Source organism: Paenibacillus polymyxa (assembly GCF_001719045.1).
Classification (GTDB): Bacteria; Bacillota; Bacilli; order Paenibacillales; family Paenibacillaceae; genus Paenibacillus; species Paenibacillus polymyxa_B.
This window is the reverse complement of record NZ_CP015423.1, coordinates 860898-880062: the sequence shown is the minus strand read 5'-3', so window position 1 is coordinate 880062 and position 19165 is coordinate 860898. Positions and strand designations below refer to the sequence as shown.

At 48.0% G+C, this 19165-nt stretch carries 19 protein-coding genes; all 19 read left to right on the top strand.

Going from position 1 to position 19165, the window contains the following annotated elements; genetic code table 11:
- The first annotated feature begins 10 nt into the window (after positions 1-10).
- The 19 genes from AOU00_RS03955 (at position 11) to AOU00_RS03865 (ending at position 19163) form a co-directional block, all read left to right on the top strand.
- On the top strand, positions 11-1498 hold the full coding sequence (locus AOU00_RS03955) for a UDP-N-acetylmuramoyl-L-alanyl-D-glutamate--2,6-diaminopimelate ligase (protein WP_069289989.1): 1488 nt from the start codon (positions 11-13) through the stop codon (positions 1496-1498).
- Positions 1498-2907 (top strand): UDP-N-acetylmuramoyl-tripeptide--D-alanyl-D-alanine ligase, encoded by a 1410-nt coding sequence (locus AOU00_RS03950; RefSeq protein ID WP_069289988.1) that lies wholly within the window; start codon positions 1498-1500, stop codon positions 2905-2907. Before AOU00_RS03955 ends, AOU00_RS03950 begins: the two co-directional genes overlap by 1 nt.
- Before the next feature lie 16 nt (positions 2908-2923).
- Entirely contained in the window at positions 2924-3892 is a 969-nt protein-coding gene (gene mraY, locus AOU00_RS03945) for a phospho-N-acetylmuramoyl-pentapeptide-transferase (RefSeq protein WP_069289987.1), read from the top strand.
- Positions 3893-3896: 4 nt separating this feature from the next.
- A complete protein-coding gene (murD, locus tag AOU00_RS03940) occupies positions 3897-5318 on the top strand; it encodes a UDP-N-acetylmuramoyl-L-alanine--D-glutamate ligase (protein WP_069289986.1) in 1422 nt (473 codons plus the stop codon).
- A gap of 49 nt (positions 5319-5367) precedes the next feature.
- Complete coding sequence (gene spoVE, locus AOU00_RS03935; RefSeq protein WP_061828513.1) at positions 5368-6465, top strand: stage V sporulation protein E; 1098 nt, start codon at positions 5368-5370, stop codon at positions 6463-6465.
- Between the two features lie 6 nt (positions 6466-6471).
- Entirely contained in the window at positions 6472-7581 is a 1110-nt protein-coding gene (gene murG / locus AOU00_RS03930) for an undecaprenyldiphospho-muramoylpentapeptide beta-N-acetylglucosaminyltransferase (RefSeq protein WP_061828512.1), read from the top strand.
- A 146-nt stretch (positions 7582-7727) separates the two neighbouring features.
- Complete coding sequence (gene murB / locus AOU00_RS03925) at positions 7728-8633, top strand: UDP-N-acetylmuramate dehydrogenase (RefSeq protein ID WP_069289985.1); 906 nt, start codon at positions 7728-7730, stop codon at positions 8631-8633.
- Positions 8623-9933 (top strand): UDP-N-acetylglucosamine 1-carboxyvinyltransferase, encoded by a 1311-nt coding sequence (gene murA, locus AOU00_RS03920; protein ID WP_172828261.1) that lies wholly within the window; start codon positions 8623-8625, stop codon positions 9931-9933. Before murB ends, murA begins: the two co-directional genes overlap by 11 nt.
- Positions 9934-9989: 56 nt before the next feature.
- A complete protein-coding gene (locus tag AOU00_RS03915) occupies positions 9990-10754 on the top strand; it encodes a cell division protein FtsQ/DivIB (protein ID WP_061828510.1) in 765 nt (254 codons plus the stop codon).
- A gap of 199 nt (positions 10755-10953) precedes the next feature.
- Positions 10954-12228 (top strand): cell division protein FtsA, encoded by a 1275-nt coding sequence (ftsA, locus tag AOU00_RS03910; RefSeq protein ID WP_061828509.1) that lies wholly within the window; start codon positions 10954-10956, stop codon positions 12226-12228.
- A 67-nt stretch (positions 12229-12295) separates the two neighbouring features.
- Positions 12296-13420, top strand: coding sequence for a cell division protein FtsZ (gene ftsZ / locus AOU00_RS03905; protein WP_013311084.1), 1125 nt, complete (start codon positions 12296-12298; stop codon positions 13418-13420).
- A 188-nt stretch (positions 13421-13608) separates the two neighbouring features.
- Positions 13609-14595, top strand: coding sequence for a sigma-E processing peptidase SpoIIGA (gene spoIIGA, locus AOU00_RS03900; protein ID WP_069289984.1), 987 nt, complete (start codon positions 13609-13611; stop codon positions 14593-14595).
- A 106-nt stretch (positions 14596-14701) separates the two neighbouring features.
- Positions 14702-15442 (top strand): RNA polymerase sporulation sigma factor SigE, encoded by a 741-nt coding sequence (gene sigE, locus AOU00_RS03895; RefSeq protein WP_013311082.1) that lies wholly within the window; start codon positions 14702-14704, stop codon positions 15440-15442.
- A gap of 96 nt (positions 15443-15538) precedes the next feature.
- Positions 15539-16321 (top strand): RNA polymerase sporulation sigma factor SigG, encoded by a 783-nt coding sequence (gene sigG, locus AOU00_RS03890; protein WP_007431182.1) that lies wholly within the window; start codon positions 15539-15541, stop codon positions 16319-16321.
- Between the two features lie 112 nt (positions 16322-16433).
- Positions 16434-16778: a YlmC/YmxH family sporulation protein gene (locus AOU00_RS03885; RefSeq protein ID WP_172828260.1), complete on the top strand. Its 345-nt coding sequence runs from the start codon at positions 16434-16436 to the stop codon at positions 16776-16778.
- An 82-nt stretch (positions 16779-16860) separates the two neighbouring features.
- Positions 16861-17745 (top strand): peptidoglycan editing factor PgeF, encoded by an 885-nt coding sequence (gene pgeF, locus AOU00_RS03880; RefSeq protein ID WP_069289982.1) that lies wholly within the window; start codon positions 16861-16863, stop codon positions 17743-17745.
- An 8-nt stretch (positions 17746-17753) separates the two neighbouring features.
- Entirely contained in the window at positions 17754-18455 is a 702-nt protein-coding gene (locus tag AOU00_RS03875) for a YggS family pyridoxal phosphate-dependent enzyme (RefSeq protein WP_069289981.1), read from the top strand.
- Positions 18446-18898, top strand: a complete 453-nt coding sequence (locus AOU00_RS03870) for a cell division protein SepF (protein ID WP_013311078.1) — start codon at positions 18446-18448, stop codon at positions 18896-18898. The genes AOU00_RS03875 and AOU00_RS03870 overlap by 10 nt, the downstream gene beginning before the upstream one ends.
- A gap of 7 nt (positions 18899-18905) precedes the next feature.
- The gene (locus tag AOU00_RS03865) at positions 18906-19163 is read left to right on the top strand and encodes a YggT family protein (protein WP_023989436.1); all 258 of its coding nucleotides are present in this window, start codon (positions 18906-18908) and stop codon (positions 19161-19163) included.
- Positions 19164-19165 lie beyond the last annotated feature (2 nt).

Below are 19165 nucleotides of genomic sequence, written 5' to 3'. Positions count from 1 at the left end.
GGAATGAAAGATGCAGCTTCAACAATTGGCTTCACTGCTGGCCGTCTCCCGTGTGGTGGGTGACGGTACAGTGGATTGCCGAGGAATCGGGGCGGATTCACGTCGAGTGCAACAGGGAGATTTATTTCTATGTTTGCCAGGTTTTACAGTGGACGGACATGACTATGCTGAGCAGGCAATTGCGTCCGGGGCGGCAGCTTTGGTCGTTGAACGGGAACTGGATGTACCTGTTCCGCAGCTTGTAGTTAAGGATGCACGACATGCCATGGCGGTTTTGGCGGATTATATGTTTGATTCACCGAGCCGACGTATGCGCATGATCGGCATAACCGGAACCAACGGTAAAACAACGATAACTTATCTGATTGAAAAGATCATGAAGGATGCCGGGGTGAACACCGGACTGATTGGTACGATTCAAATGCGTTACGGAGGTCAGTCTTACCCAATGTCTGGCACTACGCCCGAAGCGGTGGAACTGCAACGTTATCTCGGAAATATGGCAGAGCAGGGGGTTCAATGCTGTGTCATGGAAGTATCCTCACATGCGTTGGAGCAAGGCCGCGTCAAAGGAACTGATTTTCGCACCGCTATATTTACAAACCTGACGCAGGACCACCTGGACTACCACAACACAATGGAGGAGTACCGTGCTGCAAAAGGACTTTTGTTCTCTAGGTTGGGAAATGCTTTCTCGCGGGATGCATCAGATAGCAAATATGCTGTTCTGAATGCAGACGATCCGGCTTCTTCCTATTTGCAGGCTCAAACTGCGGCCCAAGTGATTACATACGGCGTGGAAAAGGAGTCTGATGTGCAGGCATCTCGTATCACTATAGGTTCCAAGGGAACCTCCTTCCATGTGTCTACTTTTAAAGGAGATACCGATATTGAACTTCGAATGGTGGGCAAGTTCAATGTGTACAACGCACTGGCGGCCATTACCGCTGCTTTACTGGAAGGAATCTCGCTAGTGGATATCAAGCGCAGTCTAGAGTCTATCGCAGGCGTAGATGGGCGGGTAGAGCCTGTAGATGCGGGTCAGCCCTTTGCTGTTATTGTAGATTATGCCCATACACCGGACGGATTGGAAAATGTCCTTCGCACCGTAAAGGAATTTGCGGTCGGTAAAGTATGGTGTGTATTTGGATGCGGCGGTGACCGGGATCGTACAAAACGTCCGTTGATGGGGAAAATTGCTGCGCGTTACAGCGATCATTCGTTTATTACTTCCGATAATCCGCGAACAGAGGACCCGAAAGTGATTTTGAAAGACATCGAACAAGGGCTGATTGACGAAGGTGTACCCGCAGAACGATACGAATTGATCGTGGATCGCAGAACTGCAATTCATAAAGCTGTTGAAATGGCAAGCCCTGACGATGTAGTATTGATTGCGGGAAAAGGTCATGAGACTTACCAGTTGATCGGAAAAACGGTGCATGAATTCGATGACCGCATCGTAGCCAAAGAAGCGATAAGGGGTTTATCCAAGTGATGAAAAGAACAATCGGTCAGATTGCATCTATGTGTGGAGGAACACTTCACGGAGAAGCGGACGCCGAACAGATGGTCGAAGGCGTTTTTACAGATTCTCGCAGGCCGCAGAGCCAAGGGCTGTTTGTTCCACTCGTGGGCGAACGGTTTGATGGACATAATTATGTGCAGCAGATCGTAAGTGAGGCAGGTGCAGCTGCGTTTTTATGGCAAAAGGATCATGGAGCACCTCCGGCTGAGAACGCTATTGAGGTAGAGGATACGCTAGAAGCCCTTCAGCATCTAGCAGCTGCATACTTACGCGAAATTGGCGTTTCTGTCGTTGGGATCACGGGAAGCAACGGCAAGACGACAACGAAAGACATCGTAAACGCTCTGCTGGGCACGACTTTTAAAGTACACAAAACCGAAGGAAATTATAACAATCATATCGGTTTGCCTTTAACTGTACTTTCCATGCCGCAGGATACAGATATTCTCATTCTGGAGATGGGCATGAGTGGGCGCGGAGAGATTCGTCTGCTGGCTAATATCGCCCAACCAGATGTAGCTATCATAACGAACATAGGCGAATCGCACTTGCTGCAGCTTGGTTCTCGAACGGAAATCGCTCGTGCAAAGTTGGAGATTACAAGTGGCCTTAAGCCTGGTGGTTTGCTGATCTACAATGGGGATGAACCACTGCTTTCACAAGTGTTGGCGGAGTCTGAAACGGTCAAGCCTGAAGGTTTAAAATTGTTTACGTTCGGGCTAGCTACAGGAAACGATGACTATCCGACTGAAATCACTTCGGATGGAGAAGGTAGCTTATTCATAACAGCCCAATCTGGCAAAGAGGCTTTCCGGCTTCCCTTGCTTGGACAGCACAATGTTGTAAATGGTTTGGCAGCACTGGCGGTAGCGCGTCATTTCAATGTCGATGCAGACCATATACGTAAAGGGTTGTCGTCTTTAAAACTGACGGGCATGCGCATTGAGGTCGTGAACTGTCCTAATGGACTTACCGTGCTAAACGACGCTTATAATGCCAGCCCGGCTTCAATGAAGGCTGCCATTCAGACGTTGTCTGCATATAAAACGGACGGACGTAAAGTCGCCGTACTTGGTGACATGCTGGAGCTGGGACCTGAGGAAAAGCAATTCCATGAGGAGATTGGAATTTTTGCGGCAAAGCACGACGTAGAGGTACTGTATACCTACGGTGCGTTAGGCACTTCGATTGCGCAGGGTGCGCAAGGGTTGATGCCAACTGCTAACGTGCACGCTTATACAGATAAGCAAGAGCTGATCCAGCATTTGCAGGTTCATCTCCACGCCAATGATATCGTGCTGGTTAAGGCATCCAGAGGGATGCGGCTAGAAGAAATTGTGGATACGCTGAAAAACGGTCCGCTACAGAACCGATGTTGACGAGAGGGAGACTCCCATGGATATTCAATTATTACTGCTGACGATCGTCGTATCGTTTATACTGGCGGTCATTGCCGCTCCACTGCTCATTCCGCTGCTGCGGCGAATGAAATTCGGCCAGCAGGTCCGGGATGACGGGCCAAAAAGCCATCTTAAAAAGATAGGTACGCCTACAATGGGCGGTATCGTGATTCTGGTGGCTTTTACGCTGACCTTTCTTAAGTTTTCAGCTATCAAAAATACGGACTTTTACGTTCTGTTGGTTGCTACGCTCGGTTTTGGGCTGATCGGCTTTTTGGACGACTATATCAAAATTGTATTCAAACGCTCGTTAGGTCTGACGGCGCGTCAAAAGCTGTTTGGGCAATTGTTGTTTGGCGCGATTATGTGCTGGCTTCTGCTTAACAATGATCATAGTACTGCGATCGGCATCCCTGGAACGTCATGGTCATTTGATTGGGGTGGCTGGTTTTATTATCCGTTCATCATTATCATGATGCTGGCGATTAGCAATGCTGTCAATTTCACGGATGGGCTGGACGGGCTGCTGTCCGGTACAAGTGCCATTGCCTTTGCTGCTTATGCCATTGTCGCGATTCAGGCAACCTCGCTTCCGGCAGCAGTATGCTCAGCGGCTATGATTGGCGCTGTACTCGGATTTCTCGTATATAATGCTCATCCAGCCAAGGTGTTTATGGGTGATACAGGCTCGCTGGGAATTGGCGGCGCCATAGGTGCCATTGCCATTGTTACGAAAAGCGAAATTTTGTTTCTCATTATCGGTGGTGTATTCGTAATTGAAATGCTGTCCGTAGTCTTGCAAGTAGCTTCCTTTAAAACACGTGGCAAGCGTATTTTCAAAATGAGCCCAATTCATCATCACTTCGAGCTGTCCGGCTGGTCCGAATGGCGCGTAGTTATTACATTCTGGGCTGTAGGACTGCTGTTGGCAGGACTTGGACTTTATCTCAACAAGGGGTTGTAGACAAATGAACCATCCAGACGCATACAGAGATCAGGAAGTCGTCATTATCGGTCTGGCTAAAAGCGGCGTGCAAGTTGCCAAGGTGCTGCACCAGGCTGGAGCCAAGCTGACAGTCAATGATAAAAAGGATAGGGAACAATGTCCCGAAGCTTCTGAATTAGAGGCTTTGGGAATTTCCGTTTTATGTGGGGGTCACCCAGAGGGGCTAATTCATCCTGGAGTGAAGCTGGTTGTCAAAAATCCAGGGATTCCTTATACGGCCCCTCCCGTACAGAAAGCTGTCGAGCTCGGCATTGAGGTCGTGACCGAGGTTGAGGTCGCCTACCATCTATGTAAAGCTCCGATCATCGGAATTACTGGCTCCAACGGAAAGACGACCACGACCACTTGGGTAGGCAAGCTGTTGGAAGCATCCGGCATGAATCCAATCGTGGCTGGTAATATCGGTACCCCTGTATGTGAGGCGGCTGTGGATGCCAAGTCGGACGAGTGGATGGTTGTGGAGCTGAGCAGCTTTCAGTTAAAAGGAACAAAAGATTTCAAGCCCACTGTGGCCTGCCTGCTCAATGTAGCTGAGACCCATTTGGACTACCACGGAGGCATGGAGGACTACGTTGCATCAAAGGCGCGTCTATTTGCCAATCAAACGGCAGCGGATACCGCGGTGGTGAACTGGGATGACCCCGTCTGCCGGGAGCTCGTACCCTATATAAAAGCGAAGCTGCTTCCGTTCTCTATGACAGAACGTTTGCAGGAAGGGTTGTTCGCTGACCCGCCATACATACCGGATGTGACGGATGATATTGAACGTAGCATCGTATACCGCGATGGAAATGGTGTGCTGCATCCCATTATAGGCGTAGCTGAGATTGGACTTCCGGGTCGTTTTAACGTAGAAAATGCTCTTGCTGCTTGCGCAATCGCCATTGCTGCAGGCGCAGAACCAGCAAATTTGGCGGAACCATTAAGTATTTTTCGCGGCGTCGAACATCGGCTTGAATATGTTTTAGAACACGCTGGTGTAGCTTATTACAATAACTCCAAAGCAACCAATTCGAAAGCAACAATGATGGCCTTATCTTCCTTTAAGCAACCGATTGTACTCATTGCCGGAGGATTGGATCGCGGCTCTGATTATACAGAGCTCGTACCTTCCTTGCAGGAAGGTGTGAAAGCCGTTGTGCTCTTGGGTGAGACACGGCATAAGCTGGCTCAGCGGGCCCATCAGGCTGGAATAGAGCATGTCAAGGTCGTCGATAATGGGGAGGATGCCGCCGCTACGCTCGTGGAGGCTGTGAACAAGGCTGCTGAATTTGCTGAGACGGGAGATGTAGTATTACTCTCACCCGCCTGTGCAAGCTGGGATATGTTCCGATCCTATGAAGAGCGTGGACGTATTTTTAAAGAGGCGGCGCATAAATTGTAAGTAGGGGGGTTGGATAAGCCCCTACTTTTATCCAAGGGGTGGCCTCCTGATGAAGCAGTCTCGTCCAGCGCCGGATCTATGGCTTTTCGTTTGTATTGTAAGCTTATTAGCCATCGGCATGGTTATGGTATACAGTGCGGGCGCCGTCCTCGCTTTTCACGAGTACGGGGACTCCTACTATTTTGTAAAGCGGCAATTGCTGTTTGCAGGGCTCGGCCTTGTAGCGATGTACTTTACTGCCAGAACGGACTACCGGATCTGGCAGAAATATGCCAAGGTCGTGTTGTTGATCTGTCTAGCGCTGCTGGTTGCCGTATTAATTCCCGGCATTGGTGTAGTAAGAGGAGGGGCACGAAGCTGGCTCGGTATTAGCTCTTTCGGCATTCAGCCTTCCGAGTTTATGAAGCTGGGTATGATTCTTTTTCTCGCTCGTTGGCTCAGTCGTCCTGACTATGATATTAGCTCTTTTACGCGCGGCCTGTTGCCCCCGCTTGGACTTATGGGACTGGCTTTTGGGCTTATTATGCTCCAGCCCGATTTGGGCACAGGCACGGTAATGATGGGAGCGTCCATGCTCATCGTATTTACGGCAGGCGCGCGTATGAAGCATCTCGGTCTGCTGGCTCTGTCGGGAGCAGCAGGGTTTGCTGCACTGATTGCAGCCGCGCCTTATCGACTCCAGCGCATCACCGCTTTTCTGGACCCTTGGTCCGATCCGCTTGGCGCAGGCTATCAAATTATTCAATCGCTGTATGCGATTGGTCCTGGCGGGCTGGCGGGCTTGGGACTCGGCATGAGTCGACAAAAATATAGTTACGTTCCTGAGCCGCAAACTGATTTTATTTTTTCCATTTTGGCGGAGGAGCTTGGCTTTATCGGTGGAATGACGGTGCTGGGGCTCTTTTTGGTTCTCGTATGGAGAGGAATGCGTGTCGCTATAACTATTCCGGATACCTATGGCAGTTTGCTTGCGGTGGGTATTGTCGCAATGGTCGCCGTACAGGTCGTCATTAATATTGGTGTCGTTATCGGTTTAATGCCGGTGACAGGAATAACACTGCCCTTAATCAGCTATGGAGGTTCTTCTCTGACCTTAATGCTAACAGCTCTGGGCATTTTACTAAATTTATCACGTTATGCGAGGTGAACGTTTATGCGCGTCGTGTTGAGCGGCGGCGGCACCGGAGGGCATATTTATCCGGCGCTAGCCGTAGCCAGACAGTGCGAAGAGATTGATCCGGACGCTGAATTTTTATATATTGGCGGTCAACGAGGACTCGAAAGTAAGTTGGTTCCTCAGGAAAAAATTCCATTTGAGGCTATTGATATCACAGGATTTCGCCGCAGCTTGTCTGTGGAAAATATAAAAACGATCATGCGCTTTTTCAAAGGGGTTCGCAGATCCAAAGCATTATTAAAGAAATTTAAGCCAGATGTCGTTATTGGCACTGGGGGATATGTATGCGGCCCCGTCGTTTATGCAGCTTCCAAGTTGGGAATTCCCAGCATTATTCATGAGCAAAATGCAATTCCAGGGTTGACTAATACATTTCTGAGTCGCTATGTGGATACAGTGGCTGTTAGCTTTGAAGGCTCAGAAGGAGCTTTCCCCAAAGCTAAAAATGTACTGTACACTGGGAACCCGCGTGCTACAACAGTTCGTTTGGCTAACCGGGATCGGGGATTTGCTACAATTGGGGTTCCGATGAACAGTTCGGTCGTCCTTGTGGTCGGTGGCAGCAGGGGAGCGAAGGCCATTAATGACGCCATGATTGCAATGGCTCCGCAACTTTCGCAACTGAAAGACGTCCATTTTGTATATGTAACCGGTGAATCTTATTATGAGCAAACGCTGGATAGCATACGGAATCAGATCGGCTCATTGCCCAATCATCTACATGTGCTTCCCTATATTCACAATATGCCAGAGGTGCTGGCTTGTACCTCTTTAATTGTTAATCGCGCAGGTGCGTCCTTCTTGGCAGAGATCACATCTTTGGGCATTCCGTCTATTCTGATCCCATCACCTAATGTGACGAATAACCATCAGGAGGCTAATGCTCGTACACTTGAAAAGGCAGGCGCATCCGTCATGATTGTAGAAAAGGAACTGAGTGGCCCGGCCCTGTTTCAATCTATAGCGGGAATTATGAAGGATGAGGCACGGCGAAGTCGCATGGCAGAGTCGGCGTCTGCGCTCGGCAAGCCTGACTCAGCAGATATTTTAGTAAAAGAAATGGAACGTCTTGCCCATAAAAGGTAGTCTGCAGCGCAGAATTGGGCGGTTGTCACACACCGGATGGTATTTACATAGGATACCCTATAGATTGTGACCATCACTCAGGCTGCCGGTTGTCAGGTGAGAGCCTTACAACCATGCGGGGCAAGCAACAAGGAGGTTTCAGTACAATGCAGCAATGGATGCCATTATTAGCGGAGCATGATATCGGAAAAGTGCTGGAGCATGAGCCGCTGTCCAAATATACGACATGGAAGATTGGAGGCCCTGCGGATGCACTTGTCATCCCGGATACCAAAGAGCAGCTGGCAAGAGTTTTGAAGCTGGCTAGCGAGCACGGAATTCCCTGGATGCAGTTGGGGCGGGGCTCCAACATGCTCGTCTCTGACAAAGGGATACGGGGACTTGTGATCAAGCTGGGGCCAGGATTTGATTATGTTCATTTTGAGAATGAACAGATCGTTGCTGGAGGAGGCGTTTCACTGGTCAAACTGTGCGTTATGGCCAGCAAGCAGGGCCTGTCCGGTCTTGAATTTGCTGGTGGTATCCCAGGATCAGTCGGTGGGGCTGTCTACATGAACGCCGGTGCCCATGGGTCTGATGTGTCACAAATATTCCAGTCCGCTGAGATTGTGCTGGATACAGGGGAATTGGCTGTGTACGATGCTGACAATATGCATTTCAGCTATCGTCACTCCGTGTTGCATGAGCAACGTGGAATGGTGACAGAGGCAGTGTTTCGGATGAAGCGGGGCGATCGGGAGGAAATTTCATCAGCGCTTGCGGCTTTTAAAGACCGCCGTCGGCTGACCCAGCCGCTACAGTTAGCTTGTGCAGGAAGCGTGTTCCGTAATCCTCCAGGTGACTATGCTGCTCGTCTTATTGAGAGCGCAGGTCTCAAGGGCTTGAAGGCGGGAGGCGCTGAGGTATCTGTACAGCATGCCAATTTCATTGTAAATACCGGTCAAGCGACAGCAGAGGACGTGCTTACCCTAATGAAGCATATTCAAAGTACAATATCATCTCAAACCGGCATCAAGCTAGTTCCGGAGGTTTTCGTAGTGGGTGAGCGGTAAACTCGGAGGTGATACATTGGACAAATTGGTGATTGAGGGAGGCCGTCCCCTGTCAGGCACCATACGTATCCATGGGGCAAAAAATGCGGCACTACCTATTCTTGCAGCGAGCTTACTTGCACAAGGTAAGGTAGAAATTCGGAATGTGCCCCATCTTTTAGACATTAAGGTCATGCTGCACATCCTTGAAAGACTCGGCTGTACATGCCGACATGAAGAGGAAACGGTATACGTGGATACGTCGTCCGTCCGAACGTTCCAAATTCCGGAAGATTTGATGAAGCAAATGCGCTCATCTATCTTTCTGATGGGACCGCTGCTCGCCAGATATGGAGAAGTTTCCATTTACCAGCCCGGAGGCTGCGCCATAGGCGAGCGCAAAATTGATCTTCACCTAGAGGGCTTAAAAGCTCTTGGCGCAGAGATAGAGGAAAAAGACGAGCAAATTACGTTTCGAGCCCACAAGCTAATCGGCTCGGACATCCACATGGATTTCCCGAGTGTAGGTGCAACGGAAAATATTATGATGGCCGCCGCGTTGGCTGAAGGACGAACAACGATCACCAATGCAGCGAGGGAACCGGAGATTCAGGATCTGCAAAACTTCTTGAATGCCATGGGAGCCCGTATTATTGGTGCTGGAACCGACACGATTACAATCACGGGGGTCAGCCGCCTCAATCCGTGTACGTATGAGGTCATTCCTGACCGCATAGTAGCTGGAACGGTTATGATTGCAGCTGCAGCTACACGAGGAAGTGTGTCGCTGACCCACTGCAATCCATCCCACTTGTCTGCTTTGATTCACGTCCTCAGGCGGGCTGGTGTTCAAATCGGCATCTTGAATGATATAATGACCGTAAGTTGTATGAGTCGTCCCAAAGCAGTGGAGAGGATCGTTACCTCCCCTTACCCGTCTTTTCCGACAGATTTGCAATCTCAGGTCATGGTTCTGCTTTCTTTGGCGGACGGATTTAGTGTCATGAAAGAGACCGTCTTCGAAAGCCGATTCAAACATGTGGATGAACTAAATGTAATGGGTGCTGATATTACGGTTGATGCAAATGCTGCTTTTATAAGAGGAGTTTCTCGTCTGTACGGGGCTACGGTAGAGGCTACCGATCTGCGGGCAGGGGCAGCGCTGGTCATAGCGGGTCTAGCGGCTCAAGGACGTACTATTGTCGAGCAGGTTCATCATATTGACAGAGGGTATGACCGGATCGAACGTCTTTTCCAGGGACTGGGTGCCCGAATGAGCCGTCAGTCTCCGGTGCCGGAGCACCTGGATTTCGTAAATTAATGCCTGTAATGTCCCTCCGTTAACGGGGGGACAAAAGGCTTTTGTGGAGAGAAGCTATGCCAAATGCTCAAATACCTGTTCTTAAAAAGAACAGAACGAAAAAAAGAACAAGCCGGAAGATTGCTATTCTTCTCATTTTGTTGTTTATCGTACTGCTCGCTGTTCTCTTTTTCCGTTCTTCGTTGAGTCGGGTTTCTGAAATTCGTTTTGATGGTAATGTATTTTCGACCCGAGATCAGCTTCTTAATCGAAGCGGTCTGGCTGTTGGAGACCAGTATTTCGGAGTCAGTTCATCCGACATCTCTGAGAAGCTGCGGGAAATTCAATCGATACAGCAAGTCACAGTGGACAAGCAGTTTCCGGGTATTATTGCTATTCACATTAAAGAGTTTGCTACGGTCGCTTACGAGTTGCAGAGTGATGGGAGCCTTCGTGCTATTCTAGCGAATGGGACAAGCGTGAGCGTGGGAAGTAGCGGAATAGCTGTTGAGAAGCCTATTTTGACTAAATGGAAATCTGATGATCCGTACAAAGCGAAGCTGTGTGATGCTTTATCGCGCATTCCGGGGGAATGGACAGCCGATATTTCGGAAATCATTCCCGCACCGATTCCTTCTTTTCCGGATCGCATCAAAATGTACACACGTTCCCAGTTTGAGGTTATTACAACTGTTTCTCTACTGAATTCTAAAATCAGCTATTTGAACCAGGTGCTAGAAACAGAAGATCCAGGTTTGATCACCATGTTGGAGGCGGATTCCTACGTTCCGTTCAAACCGGATACGAGTGAAGAGGGTCAAGAAAAAGATACTACTCAGTGATGTGAAAAAATGCTAGAATTGATTTTATGGGTAATAGACTTGCCTCCTTCTTTTTTCTTCAAATTTTTATGTGACTGCAACCATAAATTGGCTTCTAAAAAATTTGTAGAAAAAAGAGGGAAAGCATGGAGTTTGTTGAATATGTACAGAGTGTGTTTAAAGAACGAAATTCATTTTGGAGTCAGGAGGTGCCACAGACTTGAGCAACAATGACATCATTGTTAGTTTGGACATCGGTACATCCAAAGTTCGGGCTATTATTGGGGAAATGAATAATGGAACCTTTAATATTATTGGAGTTGGATCTGCCGACTCGGAAGGGATTCGCAAAGGTGCAATTGTAGACATTGATCAAACCGTGCAATCAATCCGTAACGCCGTGGATCACGCAGAACGCATGGTTGGTATTCAAATAACAGAAGTGTATGTGGGGATTTCAGGCAATCATATTGGCCTGCAAAATAGTCATGGCGTAGTAGCCGTGTCCAACGAGGACCGTGAAATCGGTGAGGAGGACATTGAGCGTGTACTGAAGGCAGCTGAGGTTATTGCCGTACCACCGGAGAGAGAAATTATCGACGTGGTAGCCAAGCAGTATGTCGTGGATGGCCTTGAAGGCATTCAGGACCCTCGCGGTATGATTGGAGTTCGTCTCGAAGTAGAGGCTACGATTGTTACTGGAGGCAAGACCCCGATACATAATCTGTTGCGCTGCGTTGAGAAAGCCGGCTTGAGGATTAAAGATCTGGTCTTGCTGCCTCTTGGAGCCGGACAATTGTCTCTTTCGAAGGATGAAAAGGTGATGGGTTCAGTGCTGGTGGATATTGGTGCAGGATCTACGAATGTTGCCATTTTCCAGGAAGGAACGATTGTTGCCACATCAACACTTCCGATTGGTGGAGAATTTGTAACCAATGATATTGCCTACGGACTGAGAACCCTTACCGATCAAGCCGAAAAAGTAAAGCTTAAATACGGCTGCGCATGGTATGATGATGCGGCAGCCGATGTCGTCTTTAAAGTGACGCGTATCGGCAGTAATGTGGATAAGGAATTCAACCAGCAGGATTTGGCTGCTATTATTGAGCCGAGAGTGCAGGAAATTTTTCAACTCATTCAGGCGGAAGTTAAGCGCTTGGGTTACACAGAGCTTCCGGGAGGTTATATACTTACCGGAGGCACCGTCTCCATGCCTGGTGTACTTCAGGTGGCACAAAGCGAACTGGCCGCTTCCGTAAGGATCGCCGTACCTGATTTTATCGGTGTAAGGGATCCGGGCTACACGAGCGGAGTTGGAATCTTGCATAATGCTATTCGTTACTATCGCGGAAGATCGACTAGCGTTAGCAACAGTGGCGGAAGTACCAAGAAGCCGACTAACCGAACCAAAAGTAGCAGTAGTCCCGCTGCGGAAGGCGAGCAAAAGCAGGGGTTGATTGAACGCTTAAAAAATATGTTCAGTGAATTTATATAACGTTCATTGCTAATTATGCCAATCATGGACGGGCCATCCATGCACATTGAGGGGGAGATGGAATAGTATGTTGGAATTTGATTTTGAAATGGAGAGCTTGGCTCAAATTAAAGTGATCGGCGTCGGAGGCGGCGGCAGCAATGCGGTTAACCGAATGATCGAAAATGGTGTTCAGGGTGTGGAGTTCATTACAGTCAATACAGATGCCCAGGCACTTCATTTAGCAAAGTCTGAGCATAAGCTTCAAATTGGGGATAAGCTGACCCGCGGTCTGGGTGCCGGCGCTAACCCCGATGTGGGTAAAAAAGCGGCTGAAGAGTCGCGTGAGCTCATTATGAATACGCTCAAAGGTGCGGATATGGTATTCGTAACGGCGGGAATGGGTGGCGGTACTGGAACCGGAGCGGCTCCTGTCATTGCTGAAATTGCCAAGGAATGCGGCGCGCTGACTGTAGGCGTGGTAACCCGACCATTCACGTTTGAAGGGCGTAAGCGTTCAAATCAAGCTGAACTTGGTATTGAAGGATTAAAAGAAAAAGTAGACACTTTGATTGTAATCCCGAATGACCGTTTGCTTGAAATTGTGGACAAGAAAACCCCAATGTTGGAAGCATTCCGTGAAGCAGACAATGTTCTGCGTCAGGCGGTTCAAGGTATTTCAGATTTGATCGCTGTACCGGGTCTAATCAACCTCGACTTTGCTGACGTTAAGACGATCATGACGGAGCGTGGCTCCGCTTTGATGGGGATTGGCGAAGCAACTGGTGAAAATCGTGCGGCTGAAGCAGCACGCAAGGCTATCATGAGCCCGTTGTTGGAAACATCCATTGAAGGTGCTCGTGGTGTGATTATGAACATCACTGGCGGCAACAATCTGTCTCTGTATGAGGTTAATGAGGCTGCTGAAATTGTAACATCGGCTTCCGATCCAGAAGTAAACATGATTTTCGGTGCTATCATTGACGAAGAGTTGAAAGAAGAGATCAAGGTTACCGTCATTGCCACTGGCTTTGAAGGCAAGCCAAGTCAACCAGCACCGGGACGTAAACCGGCAGCCAACCCGGCTACTTCCGAATCGGCGGAAAAAGGCTCTCCTAACTTGCGTCCATTTGGTAACACTCAAAGCAGTGACCAATTAGACATTCCTACATTCTTACGTAACCGTTCGCGCAATAATAATAACGATAACTAGTTTCAATTCGGATTGCCCGCATTCTCCCTGGAGATGCGGGCTTCTTTCTGTTTTCCGTGTCCTGCAGTTCAGGCGCTTCTCCTCTTTCCGACAAAATTAGTCGGTCACCGTCCCCACCGTTAGACAGACTTTGAACAGCATGACTACTATACTTAATCCTATCCTGCAAACGCTGGGCGGGTGAAGCCTTGGTTGTTTATATCGACTTGATTTTTTTGGCCAATTTGTTCATTGATGCTGTGTTGCTGATGGTCACCGCTTGGATGAGAAAAATCCGTCCAGTGTGGTGGAGGTTGATGACTTCAGCTGGAATCGGCGCAATGTATGTCGTCATGATGTTTGTGCCGGAATTGTCCTTTTTATTTACGTTCCTGATCAAACTGGCATTATCGGTCATAATGCTGCTGGTGGCTTTTGGATTTGGCAGCATGCAAAAGTATCTTCGTACAATGGGTGCTTTTTACATGATCAATTTTGTAGCTGCAGGTGGCATTTTGGGGATGCATTATTTTCTCCAAAATACGGGGGAATTGTTTAACGGCATCTGGTACACCGCTTCGGGTGGAATGTCCTTTGAACTCAAAATCGCATTCTGGTTTATTTTATGCGCATTTGGCGGAGTGATGCTTTTCTTTCGTATTGTGCAGTCCTCAAAGCAGCGCACAGAAAGGATGAGTGGGTTTTTGGGACAAGTGCAGGTATGGATTGGGCAGGATCATATTGAGTGTACAGGCTTGTTGGATACAGGTAATCAGCTCTATGATCCTTTGACCCGAACCCCCGTGATGGTCATGGAGGCGGCCTTGTGGGAATCGCATTTGCCCGCCTCCTGGCTCCGAAAATGTTCTGAGGGTAATGCTGACCAACTGGTGATGGAACTGGGGGACGAATCGTTTAGCTGGCAGGATCGTGTTCGCCTCGTCCCCTATCGTGGAATTAACCGCAATCATTCCTTCATGCTGGCCCTTAAACCAGACCGGGTAGAGGTGGTGATGAATGGGGTTCATTTTGTACATCATCGAGTGTTGATTGGCTTGGACGGGGGGACATTGTCGGCAGAGGGTAAGTATCGCGCCATCATCCACCCGGATGTGACGGCACAAGAAGAGGGCAGTGCTGATACCAACCAGAAACAAGATGCACATATTGGTGAGCATTTTACAGAATCAGGATGACGGAGCATAAACACAAAATGATGTTTGAAGGCGACGAGAAATATCCAATGGTGAAATGGGCGGAGCACAGCTGCAATAGCACTATTTTTAAAAGGGGGAGAATGATATGCGGGAACAGATGAAATTGAAGATGAAAATTAGGTTAGCATTGCAATTGCAATATTATCGTATTTTATTTTTATTTGGGCTGAAAAGTGAAGAAATTTATTATATTGGCGGCAGCGAGGCGCTCCCCCCACCGCTGACGAGAGACGAAGAAGAATATTTGCTGGGAAAACTTTCTTCTGGAGATGCAGCAGTACGGTCGATGCTAATCGAAAGAAATTTGCGGTTAGTCGTATATATTGCCCGTAAATTTGAGAATACGGGCATCAACATTGAGGATCTCGTATCCATCGGTGCTATTGGACTAATCAAAGCGGTTAACACTTTTGATCCGGAGAAGAAAATCAAACTTGCCACATACGCCTCTCGATGCATTGAGAATGAGATTCTGATGTATTTGCGTCGCAATAGTAAAACAAGAACGGAAGTTTCTTTTGATGAGCCTCTGAATATAGATTGGGATGGTAATGAGTTGTTGCTTTCTGATGTGATGGGCACGGAAAATGATACCATTTACCGTAATATTGAGGAGCAGGTGGACCGTAAATTATTGCATAAGGCACTGGATAAATTGACGGATCGAGAGCGTTTGATTATGGAGTTGCGCTTCGGCTTACAAGACGGAGAGGAGAAGACACAGAAGGATGTTGCTGACCTGTTGGGTATCTCGCAATCGTATATTTCGCGTCTGGAAAAGCGGATTATAAAGCGCTTACGAAAAGAATTTAATAAAATGGTATAGTGCATGGGTATATCCGGAAGCGATGGAAACGGCGAATAAAAAAATGCCCTCAGGAGATAATGTACATTAATGTTGCTCCTTGGGAGGTAAGACACGATGACCCGAAACAAAGTGGAAATTTGCGGTGTGGATACCGCCAAACTGCCGGTATTAACCAATGCAGAAATGCGCGAGTTGTTCACATCACTTCAGCAAAATAATGAACGATCAGCCAGAGAAAAATTGGTCAACGGCAATCTCCGGCTCGTCCTGAGTGTGATTCAACGATTTAACAATCGGGGAGAGTTTGTGGACGATTTGTTTCAGGTAGGATGTATCGGCCTAATGAAGGCGATTGATAATTTTGACCTTTCGCAAAACGTAAAGTTCTCCACTTATGCGGTGCCGATGATTATCGGAGAGATCCGCCGTTATTTGCGGGATAACAATCCGATCCGTGTGTCTCGTTCGTTACGGGATATTGCATATAAGGCGCTTCAGGTGCGGGACAGTCTGACGAATCTGAACTCGCGGGAACCAACGATTTTTGAAATTTCAGAGGCACTGAATGTGCCTAAAGAAGACGTTGTGTTCGCGTTGGATGCGATTCAGGATCCGGTTTCGCTGTTCGAGCCGATATATCACGACGGGGGCGACCCAATCTATGTGATGGATCAGATCAGTGATGACAGAAATAAAGACGTCTCATGGATTGAGGAAATCGCTCTGCGGGAAGCGATGCATCGCCTGGGCCAGCGTGAAAAGATGATATTGTCTATGCGTTTTTATGAAGGAAAGACGCAAATGGAGGTTGCCGACGAAATCGGTATCTCTCAAGCCCAGGTTTCAAGATTAGAGAAGTCGGCTATACAGCAAATGCAAAAACATGTAAAGTCCTAATGAAATGAATGCATGAATGATCCAGCGATAAAAACGATCCTACTCGGATCGTTTTTGCGTTTACAGGACATTTTTTGGGCTCTTCCGCTCATATAGTGAAATAAAGGATGTGATGCGTGTGAGTGCACCGGAAACGTCAGTAAGAGCAATGAAAATTTCCGAGTTTCAAACCAAGGATGTCATTAACATTGTAGATGGACGACGCCTCGGACAAATCAGTGATTTGGAGATTGACGTGCGGCAGGGGAAAATTGAAGCCATTGTGGTTCCAGGCAGCAGTCGTTTTATGGGCTGGTTTGGAGGCGGAAGCGAGTTGGTCATTCCGTGGCGCAACATTGTGAAAATTGGTTCGGATGTTGTGCTTGTACGACTGGAAGGATTGCAAGAGCCGCCGGGTGAAGGAGAAGAAAAGTTGTATATCGAACGTCAAGAGCGGAGTGACCGAAGGGGCTTCTGAACTTGCAGATCTACGTATTTTGGTGTGTTGTGAAGACACGGCGGCGGCTTTTTGGTACACTGGGCAGTAGAGGTGAGAATGAATGGAGCCATTTGTAGTGAATACCGAGGCTACGGGGGCAAAGCCAATGCAAGATGGTGGACGTCCCGTACCGGAGTTGCTATATATTCAATCTTGGGAGCGACAGGTTCAGGGATTAACAGCGGGTTTTACAGGTCGTCATGGCGGTGTCAGTGAGGTGCCCTACGCTAGTCTGAACTGTGCGTTTCATGTAGGGGATGACCCCGAGAAAGTCATTCGTAATCGGCAGCTCATTGCTGAGCAACTTGGTTTTGCTGCTGAAGCATGGACGTGCGGTGAGCAGGTTCATGGTCATCATGTTGCTGTCGTCAAGGCTGCTGATCGCGGGCGGGGCTTTATGGATCGTGCATCCGCTTTTCAGGACACAGATGGACTTGTGACGAATGTACCTGGCATTTTGCTGACGTCCTTTTATGCAGACTGTGTACCATTATATTTTTGTGATCCAGTGCGCCGTGTGATTGGGTTGGCGCATGCAGGCTGGAAGGGAACCGTTGCGGAAATTGCATTGAAAATGGTACAGACCATGCAGAACGAATATGGATCTCAGCCGTCTGATATACTAGCAGCTATCGGTCCTTCTATTGGTTCTGAATCCTATGAGGTGGATGAGTACGTGATGAGCCAAATTCAGGTTTTGGAGCATGATTGCCCGGGTAATGATAAATGGGAAGGTTCTGTTTACTTCCCCTTAACCGACGGAAAAACACTACTTGACTTGAAACAATGCAATCGACACATTATGATGAAAGCAGGAATATTGCCGAGCCATATCGAATGTACTACCTTATGCACGAGTAGCCGTAGCGATTTGTTTTTTTCATATCGCAAAGAAGGCGGCGTCACAGGAAGAATGGCGAGTTGGATTGGTCTGGAAGAGAGGTGAGTCCTCCCGTGTCTTTGGAGGAACGAATTAAAGAAGTGAATGCCCGTGTAGAAGCGGCATGTGCCCGAAGCGGGCGTTCGCGTGATGAAGTTAATGTGATCGCTGTCACGAAATATGTTTCGGCAGTGGCAATGACATCTGTATTGGATAGCAACTTGGAGCATGTGGGCGAAAATCGCTGGCAGGATGCTGCTGATAAATGGAGCAAGTTGGGTGACCGGGGAACGTGGCATTTTATTGGCCATCTCCAAACGAATAAGGTTAAAGATGTGATTGGAAAATTTAAATTTATACATTCGCTTGACCGCTTATCGCTCGCTCAGGAATTGGACAAGAAAGCAGCCGCTCTGGGATTGCGAGTTAAAGCTTTTGTGCAAGTCAATATTTCTGGAGAAATGTCCAAATATGGCTTGTCCTCTGAGGCGGTTGCCCCCTTCTTGGAACAAATTCGCGAGTTGGAGCATGTGGACGTGATTGGCTTGATGACGATGGCTCCTCATGAAGAAGACCCGGAAAAAACTCGGCCTGTGTTTCGGGGATTGCGTGAATTACGGGATACGTTAAATGGACAAGCCTTGACCAGAGAACCCATCGTTCACTTGTCAATGGGGATGTCTAATGATTTTGAAGTGGCAGTTGAAGAGGGAGCGACCTGGCTGCGGCTTGGTTCCGTACTGGTCGGACGAGAGGAGGATTTCCATTGGGCGTAATGAATAAGTTCATGAACTTTCTGGGGCTTCAGGAAGAAGAGGAAGTTATAGAGCGAGAGGTTATGAATACGCCGGAAGATCAAGAAATTGAAACCCCAAGCTTTGATAAACGTAAGAACCAGAAGGGCACTAATGTTGTCAGCATCCATTCACAGAAAAATGTGAAAGTTGTCCTGTATGAGCCGCGTTCTTATGATGAAGCACAGGAAATTGCCGACCATATCCGTTCCCATCGCACCGTCGTAGTTAATTTGCAACGAATTCGCAAGGATCAGGCGCTGCGCATTATTGATTTTTTGAGTGGTACTGTGTATGCACTGGGTGGTGGTATTTCCAAGGTCGGGAATAATATTTTTCTGTGTACACCAGATACGGTTGAGATTCAAGGCTCTATTACAGAAATACTGGCTGACACTGAACAAGAACTTAACAGAATGAGGTGAACTTTTCTTGATCGAGGTAATTTACTGGCTATTTCAGATTTATTCGTACATGATCATTGCATATGTTCTGCTGTCATGGCTTCCTAATGCCAGAGAGAGTGTAATTGGTGATTTACTTGCCAAGTTTGTGGAGCCGTATTTGTCTCCTTTTCGCAGGTTTATACCGCCAATCTTCGGGATGATTGATATTTCACCCATCGTTGCGCTGATTGCTCTGCGTTTTGCGTCGTACGGTTTGATTTCTTTAATTGGTAATTTCGTCTAGGA